The organism is Mesorhizobium sp. M7A.F.Ca.AU.002.02.1.1 (assembly GCF_003998535.1).
GTDB classification, from domain to species: domain Bacteria; phylum Pseudomonadota; class Alphaproteobacteria; order Rhizobiales; family Rhizobiaceae; genus Mesorhizobium; species Mesorhizobium ciceri.
On record NZ_RZPB01000049.1, the window covers coordinates 7,831 to 16,341 of the forward strand.

The 8,511-nt window shown below is 59.8% G+C and carries 9 protein-coding genes; 7 read left to right on the forward strand and 2 right to left on the reverse strand.

The window, feature by feature from the left end:
- The 4 genes from EN879_RS39750 to EN879_RS05520 form a co-directional block, all read left to right on the forward strand.
- Window positions 1-1,560 (forward strand): PAS domain-containing protein (locus EN879_RS39750; protein WP_245493798.1); only part of this gene is annotated, 1,560 nt, incomplete at its 5' end.
- The gene (locus tag EN879_RS05510) at window positions 1,557-2,204 is read left to right on the forward strand and encodes a response regulator (RefSeq protein WP_023767341.1); all 648 of its coding nucleotides are present in this window, start codon (window positions 1,557-1,559) and stop codon (window positions 2,202-2,204) included. The genes EN879_RS39750 and EN879_RS05510, both read left to right, overlap by 4 nt.
- The gene (locus EN879_RS05515; RefSeq protein WP_027161970.1) at window positions 2,201-2,578 is read left to right on the forward strand and encodes a response regulator; all 378 of its coding nucleotides are present in this window, start codon (window positions 2,201-2,203) and stop codon (window positions 2,576-2,578) included. Before EN879_RS05510 ends, EN879_RS05515 begins: the two co-directional genes overlap by 4 nt.
- Window positions 2,579-2,580: 2 nt before the next feature.
- Window positions 2,581-3,309, forward strand: coding sequence for a response regulator transcription factor (locus EN879_RS05520; protein WP_063170880.1), 729 nt, complete (start codon window positions 2,581-2,583; stop codon window positions 3,307-3,309).
- Between the two features lie 239 nt (window positions 3,310-3,548).
- On the opposite strand, the gene EN879_RS05525 is transcribed toward EN879_RS05520, so the two are convergent.
- A complete protein-coding gene (locus tag EN879_RS05525) occupies window positions 3,549-4,514 on the reverse strand; it encodes an alpha/beta hydrolase (protein WP_063170649.1) in 966 nt (321 codons plus the stop codon).
- Window positions 4,515-5,080: 566 nt separating this feature from the next.
- On the opposite strand from EN879_RS05525, the gene EN879_RS05530 reads away from it, so the two are divergent.
- Together EN879_RS05530 and EN879_RS05535 are read left to right on the forward strand one after the other, a co-directional pair.
- The gene (locus EN879_RS05530) at window positions 5,081-6,058 is read left to right on the forward strand and encodes an alpha/beta hydrolase (protein ID WP_082826804.1); all 978 of its coding nucleotides are present in this window, start codon (window positions 5,081-5,083) and stop codon (window positions 6,056-6,058) included.
- Window positions 6,059-6,235: 177 nt separating this feature from the next.
- A complete protein-coding gene (locus EN879_RS05535; protein ID WP_063170879.1) occupies window positions 6,236-6,985 on the forward strand; it encodes a glucose 1-dehydrogenase in 750 nt (249 codons plus the stop codon).
- Between the two features lie 204 nt (window positions 6,986-7,189).
- On the opposite strand, the gene EN879_RS05540 is transcribed toward EN879_RS05535, so the two are convergent.
- On the reverse strand, window positions 7,190-7,417 hold the full coding sequence (locus EN879_RS05540) for a DUF680 domain-containing protein (RefSeq protein WP_013896614.1): 228 nt from the start codon (window positions 7,415-7,417) through the stop codon (window positions 7,190-7,192).
- A 418-nt stretch (window positions 7,418-7,835) separates the two neighbouring features.
- Between EN879_RS05540 and EN879_RS05545 the strand changes: the two genes are divergently transcribed.
- Window positions 7,836-8,511: alpha/beta hydrolase (locus tag EN879_RS05545; RefSeq protein ID WP_245493799.1), on the forward strand; the 676-nt coding region annotated here is incomplete at its 3' end.

Sequence of the window (8,511 nt, forward strand, 5' to 3'; positions counted from 1 at the left end):
GTTCAATGGTATATGGCTTCAATCGACATCGAAGACGAGATGCGCGCGCAGGAGGCTTTGCGCGAAAGAGAGCGCGAGCTCCAGCAGCTTGTCGATGCCTTGCCGGTCCACATCTGGAGCTGGACGCCCGATGGCAAGCTTGCGTACGTGAATAGGCGGTCTTTGGAGGATCTCGGCATCTCCGGGGCGAACTTCGAAGAGTTCACCAGGGTGGCGCAAGAACTGATTCATCCCGAAGATGCTCCCGAGGTGCTCAAAAGGTCAGCCAACTGCCTCAAAACTGGCGACTCCTTCATCATGCGGTATCGCCGGCGTTGGAAAGACGGCAGCTATCGCTGGATAGAAGGGCGTTGCGAGCCTCTGCGCGATCGGGATGGAGCCATCGTTCACTGGTACCAGGTCTCCATCGACATCGACGAGGAGATGCGCGCGCAGGTGGCACTGCGCGAGAGAGAACGTTCGCTGTGGCAGCTGGTTGAAACGCTGCCGGTGATGATCGATTGCGCCGCACCGAACGGTGAGCCGATATATCGAAGCCGTCAGCTCCGCGAATTCCTCGGATATGAGTTGGAGTTATTGGACGGCAAGGGAAAATCCCGCCTGTCCGGGACACTCGATGAAGGCGTTCATCCTGACGACCTGGCGGCCGTCAAAGCGAACTATGCTCATTCGTTGGCCACTGGCGAACCGTATGCGCGCAGGCACCGTCTGCGTCGCTTCGACGGCGAATATTGCTGGGTCGATACGCGCGCGGCACCGATGCGCAACGCAGAGGGAGCGATTGTTCAGTGGAACGTCGTCTGTCTGGACATCGACGGTGAAGTTCGAGTGCAAGAAGAACTGCGCCTGGCGCAAGAGAGACTTGCACGTGCGAGCCAGGCGGCGAGTCTTGCCGAGCTTTCAGCCTCTATAGCCCATGAGGTGAACCAGCCTCTGGCGGCTGTTGTCGCCAACTCATATGCCTGCCAGCGTTGGCTCACGGCCGAACCGCCAAATATCGAGCGGGCGCAGAAGACTGTGGAGCGTATTATCCGTGATGCCAACTCAGCCGCGGATGTCGTCAGCCGCATCCGCGCCTTATTCAAGCAATCTGCAGACGCGATGGCTTACACAGCACTCGACAGCGTCATAGCGGAAGCGCGCGACCTCATCGCCGAGGAGGCGGTGCGGCGCCGTGTTCGTCTGGATCTCGATGTCGAAAGCGACCTTCCTATTGTCGCGCTCGATCGGGTGCAGATTCAGCAGGTTCTGGTGAACCTCATCCGCAATGGGATCGAGGCGATGGACTCTGTTCCGGGCGACAAGGTTCTTGGACTTCGCGTGCGCCGGATAGGGGACGCGATCCAGATCGAGATCAGCGATTGTGGCCCGGGCATTGAGTTTCCTGACCGAATATTCGAGCCGTTCTTTACGACGAAAGAGCACGGCATGGGCATGGGACTCGCGATCTGCCGTTCGATCGTCGAGTCCCATGGCGGACGGTTGTGGGTGGAGAAGAACGATCCGCACGGAACGGCGTTCGTCTTCACGATGCCAGTTGAAATGAAAGCGGCAGCATGACGCCCCACGATCAAATGGTCTTCATCGTCGATGACGACGTGCGTATTCGGGAAGCGCTTGGTGAGCTTCTGGAGTCCCATGGCATGCGCGCCGTAGCGTTCGGATCGGCCGGCGACTATGTCCTTGCCGACAAGCCGGACGTCCCCGCCTGCCTGATCCTCGATGTGGAATTGCCTGACATCAACGGTCTAGATCTGCAGAAGCAGATCGCCGAGGGCGATCATCCGCCGATCGTCTTCATAACGGGGCATGGCGACATCCCGTCCTCTGTGCGTGCGATCAAGCACGGCGCTGTGGACTTCCTGACAAAGCCTTTCAGCGATACGGACCTCATGGTCGCGATCCGGGCAGCGATCGCCCAGGACCGGGAAAGGCGATCAGAGCGCGCCGAACTCACCGTGTTGAGGCAACGCTATCAAGAGCTCACGCAGCGAGAACGCGAGGTGCTGCCGCTCGTTGTGAGTGGCCTGCTGAACAAACAGGCCGCGGCTGAGTTGGGGATCAGCGAGGTCACGCTGCAAATCCATAGACGGAACGTGATGCAGAAAATGGTTGCGGCATCACTCGCTGATCTCGTGCGCATGGCGGAGCGGTTGGAGATACCGATCAGCCACTCTCGACGAACGGGAGGGAACGGAGTGTGAGCAAGGTGCGACCTGTCGTGGCGATTGTCGATGACGACCCAAGATTGCTCGAGTCGCTCGAGAACCTTTTGGAGTCTGCGGGCTATGCTCCCCGCAGCTTCTCGTCGGCGGGATCACTGCTCGTCAGCGGGCTCTCCGACGTGGACTTGCTCATTACCGATATCGGGATGCCTGGAACGGACGGCTTTGAACTTCGTGACCAGGTCAAGAAGACGCGTGCGGACCTACCGGTGTTCCTGATCACCGGCCGCCACGAGATAGCGGATCAGTACCGTGCCAAGGGCATCAGCGGGTTTTTCCGCAAGCCATTCGACGGCCAGGCCCTGCTTGCGGCGGTGGCCAACGCTTTAGCCAACCAGGAAACCGAGGGATGAACATGAGAGTTGACCAACCACTCTTGCAGAGATCGGCGCCGGTGTCACGGCAGCGGAAGGCTGAGCCGCAGCAGCCGCTCGTCATCATTGTCGATGACGATGCGTCTGTTCGCGAAGCACTGTCGGAGTTGATCCTGTCGATGGGCTTTGAGCCGGTCTGCTTTGCCTCGACCCGCGAATTGCTCGACGCGGACGTCTTGAACAGCCCCGGATGCTTGATCCTCGACGTGCGCATGCCAGGGGCAAGCGGTCTCGATCTACAGCACCATCTTGCGACAAACGGCAATCCCAAGCCCATCATCTTCCTGACCGGGCATGGCGACATACCGATGACTGTCCAGGCGATGAAGGCGGGCGCCGTGGATTTTCTCACCAAACCGGTGCGCGACCAAACACTCCTTGACGCCGTGATCGCGGGCATTGCGGTGGATGCCAAGCGGCGGGCGGATGCGGTGGTCGTCAAGCGCAACATCGAGCGTGTCGAGACGCTGACCCCGCGCGAGCGCGAGGTGCTGCATGAAGTGGCGCGTGGGCGCCTCAACAAACAGATCGCTTTCGACCTCGGCATCAGTGAAGTGACCGTCAAGCTTCACCGCGGCAATGTCATGCGCAAGATGGAAGCAGCTTCCATCGGAGAGCTGATCCGGGCCTGGGAAACGCTGCCCCCGGCGATGCGCGAGGCCGGCGCGGCCAGGACTTTCGAAAGGGTGAACCTCGCCTCCGTCCGATAGTATCGCCCAGCGGCTGGCGCTTCTCCGTTAAGAGTAGCCTGCCCAGGACGATCCGGACTCAGACAAATTTTTATGAAGTTTAGAGCGATGATCGCCGCGTGTAACCTGGTGTTGAGGCTACACTGCCAAGCTCTTGCCGCGCATCGCCAGCTAACGGCGGCGCATTGGGAAAGCTTTGGAGTGGCGTATCTCCATCACGGCGACTATCGCTAATGTTGTGCTTCAGCCAGCCGCGAAGCTTAGTATGCTGGTGGCAGGAATTCGATCAGGGCCCTTGTGACGGCGGCCGGCTGCTCCTCCGGAACCCAATGGCCTGAGCCTTCGACTACTACGGCCCGTACGTTTTCGGCGACGTGGCGGAGATGGCCTTCGTACATCGATGCCAGGCCACCCGAACCGCTTATACCGAGTACCGGCATCGTCAGCTTGTGTTTTGCAAAGGCTTTGTTCTGTTCTTCGTCACGCGGGAAAGCCCGGTAGTACTCGAAGCCTGCGCGCAATGCGCCAGGCTGGGCATAAGAACGGCCGTAGACTTCGTCGGCTTCGGTGTCGAACGCGCGAGTATTTACCCCCTCTGCATTGTGAAACCACTTTAAATACTCAAGCTCGCGACCGGCAATGAGCATTTCCGGCACGTCGCGTACGGAGTGGAAGCGAAAATGCCAAGTGCGAGGGCCTTGGATCAATTCGTTCCACGGTTCGATGCCTGGCAGCGGGACGTCAACGATTGCCAGTGTGGTGACTTCCCCCGGGTGCTGCGCCGCATAGGAATAAGCGACCATGCCACCCATATCGTGACCGACGAGATTGACGACCGGACCAAGGTTCAGCTGATTGACAAGTGCTCGAATATCCTCGGCAATCGCCGCCTTTTCGTAGCCGGCCGCAGGCTTGGCGGTGTCCCCCAAACCGCGCAAATCGGGCGCAAGTACCGTGTAACCGCGCGCCACCAGTTGCGGCATTACAAAGCGCCACATGTATGAGGTCGTGCCCCAACCATGCAACAACACCACGGTTTTCGGGCCGCCTGCTGCCAGCAAATAGTGATAGGCCACACCGTTAACGTCGGCCTTGCCGTCGACGATACGTGCCGACAGGTCGGTCGATTGCCCGAGCGGCACGCCGGAGTGCGCTGCGCTGGCAGAAGTCGATGGCCCGGCAGCAAGAACCGCAATGAGGAAACCAGAAAGAAAGCTAAGGCGCATAAAGCACTCCGGGGTTGTGAGGTCCAAAGTGCTCCAAGAGCGGCAAATGCCGTGCAATTTCTATAAGGCGAAAGCTTTAAAGCCTTTGTCGTTATAATAACGCGTTGTACACCTAAGCATATTGCGCTCTGGCCGGCGGTGAGTTGATTACTCAACATGAGGACCACGTAGGCGAAACCTATCGCGGTCCGTTCGGGCGGTGACTTGCTCGCGATCAGCCGCTCCTCGTTTTGAGAAGAATCCTCATACGGCTTGATAGGTCGTGTTTGTGACAGCCACACGCGGCACGTCGCGCACGAACCAACGTCATCGCATCATTTGCCCCATCTCAGCGACAGTTCCAGCACCTCGGCGTACCTACCCTGCACCTTGGCATCGTACGACAGATGCCTGCGTAGAATAGGTTCGCGGGGCGGATCGGCGCATCTTCTCCCTCGCAAGCCATCACGATCATCGGGCGTCGCCGCTCCTTCGCCCGCTCCTCCCCCCGAAAGCGACGGTGCAGGTCGACCCGGTGATCGTGATGGTGAGCCGACCCGAGAAGCCGCTCACCAAGGATGGACACGATGAGTATGGATGGACTTTTCACCCTCGGTGCAACCCGCCGCGACGTCTTGTTGGCCAGTTTTTCAGCGGCGGTCATAGCCGGACTGCCAGTCGCTTCGTCATCCGGGGCCCAGCAAAACCCACATGTTCCCACCCCTCAATCAGGACGCAAAACAATGAGCACCATCACAAGCAAGGACGGTACGGAAATCTATTACAAGGACTGGGGTAGGGGTCCGCCAATAACCTTCTCACACGGCTGGCCGCTGAATTCCGACGCCTGGGATGCACAGATGCTCTTTCTGGCCCATAATGGCTTCCGCGTGGTTGCTCATGACCGGCGGGGCCATGGCCGCTCCAGCCAGGCCACCTCCGGCAACGACATGGATGGCTACGCGGACGATCTTGCAGCCGTGATCGAGGCGCTGGATCTCCGGGACGCCACGCTGGTCGGGCATTCAACCGGGGGAGGCGAGGTCGCTCGCTATATCGGACGGCACGGGACGGAACGCGTGGCCAAGGCTGTTCTTATCGCCGCTGTTCCGCCGATCATGGTGAAAACGCCGGCCAATCCGGAAGGTCTGCCGATCGAAGTGTTCGACGGCATAAGGGCTGGCCTCCTCAAGGATCGCTCGCAGCACTATCTGGACCTCGCACAGTCGTTTTATGGTGCAAACAGGCCAGGCGCCACGGTCTCCCAGGGGGTTCTGAATCAGTTCTGGCTCTGGAGCATGCAGGTCGGTCTCGTGAATGCATATGAATGCGTCAAAGCGTTCTCCGAAACCGACTTCACCGAGGACCTCAAGAAATTCGATATACCGACCTTGATCCTGCATGGCGAGGACGACCAGATCGTCCCGGTCAAGGATTCGTCAGTCAAGTCGGAGCGGCTGATCAAAGGCGCAAAGGCCATATATTACCCCGGCGCGCCCCACGGGATCACGGCCACACACCAGGACCAGCTGAACGCCGATCTGCTCGCCTTCATCAAGGGCTAGTGCCCTCAAACGGCGGTCATGGCTGGCAGCACAACACCGGTGCGGCCAGCCTGACTATGAAAACTCAGCATCGATGGCTGCTGGAGATGCTTTCTGGTCTCAGCCGTCCGAGTTCACGCTGAAAACTGCGGTTGGCAACTGCGGCGGCTCTCGTGAAAATCATCAGAGGCAATGCAAATGGGTATACTTTCAGGAAAGACCGCGTTGATCACCGGGGGAAACAGTGGGATTGGGCTATTCGCCGCGAAAGCTTTCGCGTCGGAGGGGGCGCAGGTCGTAATCACCGGCCGGAGGCAGCGTGCCGTCGAGGAGGCAGTCTCCGAGATCGGAGCCGGCGCACTGGGCATTCAGGGTGATGTAGCCGACGTGGCGCACCACGAGGATGTCGCGCGACAGATCCATCAGAGGTTTGGGGCGTTCGATATCTATATGGCGAACGCCGGCGTGAACACCATCACGCATTCGTCGGCAGTTCCCGAAGACGAGTACGATGCGCAGTTCTCTATCAATGCGCGCGGCGTCTTCTTTGGTGTGCAGAAACTGATCCCGCTGATGCGCGATGGCGGCGCAGTCATACTGACGGGATCAATCGCCAGCGAGAAGGTCTTGGAAGGCCATGCCGTTTATGCAGGCTCCAAGGCAGCCATCGGCGCCTTCGCGCGCAGTTGGGCGATAGAACTGAAATCGCGCCGCATACGCGTCAACGTGCTCAGCCCCGGCCCCGTGGATACGGCTATTCTCGACAAACTGGGTGTCCCGGCCGAAATGCGAGCATCCTTCGAGAAGTCCATGGCCGAAGCAATTCCCCTTGGTCGAATGGGCCAGCCGGAAGAACTGGCAAAAGCCGCTCTGTTCCTGGCATCGGACGCAAGCAGTTTTGTCACCGGTGTCAATCTGCGGGTCGACGGCGGAATGGCATTGCTTTGAGCTGGGGTAGCCAAGTCGCTGCCGTTTGACGGTCGAGCGTCGATCGCCATCCCACCCGGCCAGATCCAAGGTGAAAGGTGGTTTTATAGCTCCCCGGTCTCAGAACCTGTGTCAGGGCCCCCACGCACTTTCAAGGTCCTTTGGAAAGCGTGAAGAGGACCGGGGCGACGCCCCGGTCCTTCCAGGTTCTACAATTTTCGGGTGCTAGTGACCCCAGATGCCCTGGCCCGGGTCCTTGCTGGGAGCAATCGGCTTGCGCACGGTCTCCTGCACGCCGGCATCGTTGCCCGTCTTCCTGATCGAGGAGGTGTGCATGCTCTCGGAAGAAGTTGCGGGTTGCTGGACCGAGTTTGATCCGTAGTGATCGCTTCCGGCGACGGCGTTTCCTGCTGCAACAAGAAGGATTGCGGCAGCAAGAGATGTGTTCTTCATTTTGGTAACTCCATGGTTAATTTTGGATCGTATTCACAATAGCAATATAAATGCTGCGTCATTGCGGAACGATCAGACGATGTGGCTGCTTGATCCATACGAAAGCATGGGCTGTGAAGGCCTAAGGTCAGGGGCAATGTCGTTCGCGGTGGGAGTCTTGCCGTTACGCCGGGGCGGCAGTGGTGTTTGGAGGCAGCAGCTCCATGGATTTGTACTGGTCACGAACTCCTGCGCTGCCGGCGATCCGCGTGCGGAATACCCAGGTCACCTGATCGCAGCGATGACCCACCCTGCACCTTGGCATCGTATGACCGACCATTCCGCACAATAGGTCGGCGCCCCGGATCGGCGCATCCTTCTCCACATTGGTCAAACGGAAGGCCGACAAAGGAGAAAGCAAATGCGAAATGTCACTGGAATCCTGGCGCTGGCCGCCGCGCTTGCCGTCGCGGGTGGCGCAACGGCGCAGGCGGCCGGAGCGAAGCCCAAGCCGACGATCGTGCTGGTGCACGGGGCCTTCGCCGAATCGTCGAGTTGGGACGCGGTCATAACCAAACTCGGCAGGGACGGCTATATGGCAAAGGCGGCAGCCAATCCCCTCCGCAGCGTCGCCAGCGATGCCGCGGCGGTCTCGGCCATCATCCGGTCGGTTCCCGGACCGATCGTGCTGGTGGGGCATTCCTACGGCGGACCCGTGATCACCGAAGCCGCCAACGGCAATCCCAATGTGAAGGCCTTGGTATACGTGGCCGGATTCGCGCCGGATAACGGCGAATCGAGCGCCACCTTGTCCAGCATGTTTCCCGGCAGCACTTTGGCAAGCGCGCTTGCTCCAGTCGCGTCGCCGAACGGCGGCCAGGATCTCTTCATCCAGCCGGACAAATTCCGAGCCCAGTTCGCGGCCGACGTTCCCGAAGAGCAGTCGTCGCTGATGGCCGCCACCCAACGCCCGATCGCGCAGGCAGCCCTGGCCGAGCCCTCGGGCGTAGCTTCATGGAAAACGCTGCCGTCCTACATGATCTACGGCACCGATGACCGAAATATCCCGGCAGCCGTCATGAGCTTCATGGCCAAGCGCGCGCACGCTGTGAAGA

Coding starts and splice junctions, on each gene's coding strand:
- EN879_RS05520 (WP_063170880.1), top strand. CDS start 2,581: ATGAGAGTTGACCAACCACTCTTGCAGAGATCGGCGCCGGTGTCACGG.
- EN879_RS05510 (WP_023767341.1), top strand. CDS start 1,557: ATGACGCCCCACGATCAAATGGTCTTCATCGTCGATGACGACGTGCGT.
- EN879_RS05535 (WP_063170879.1), top strand. CDS start 6,236: ATGGGTATACTTTCAGGAAAGACCGCGTTGATCACCGGGGGAAACAGT.
- EN879_RS05540 (WP_013896614.1), bottom strand. CDS start 7,417: ATGAAGAACACATCTCTTGCTGCCGCAATCCTTCTTGTTGCAGCAGGA.
- EN879_RS05525 (WP_063170649.1), bottom strand. CDS start 4,514: ATGCGCCTTAGCTTTCTTTCTGGTTTCCTCATTGCGGTTCTTGCTGCC.
- EN879_RS05530 (WP_082826804.1), top strand. CDS start 5,081: ATGAGTATGGATGGACTTTTCACCCTCGGTGCAACCCGCCGCGACGTC.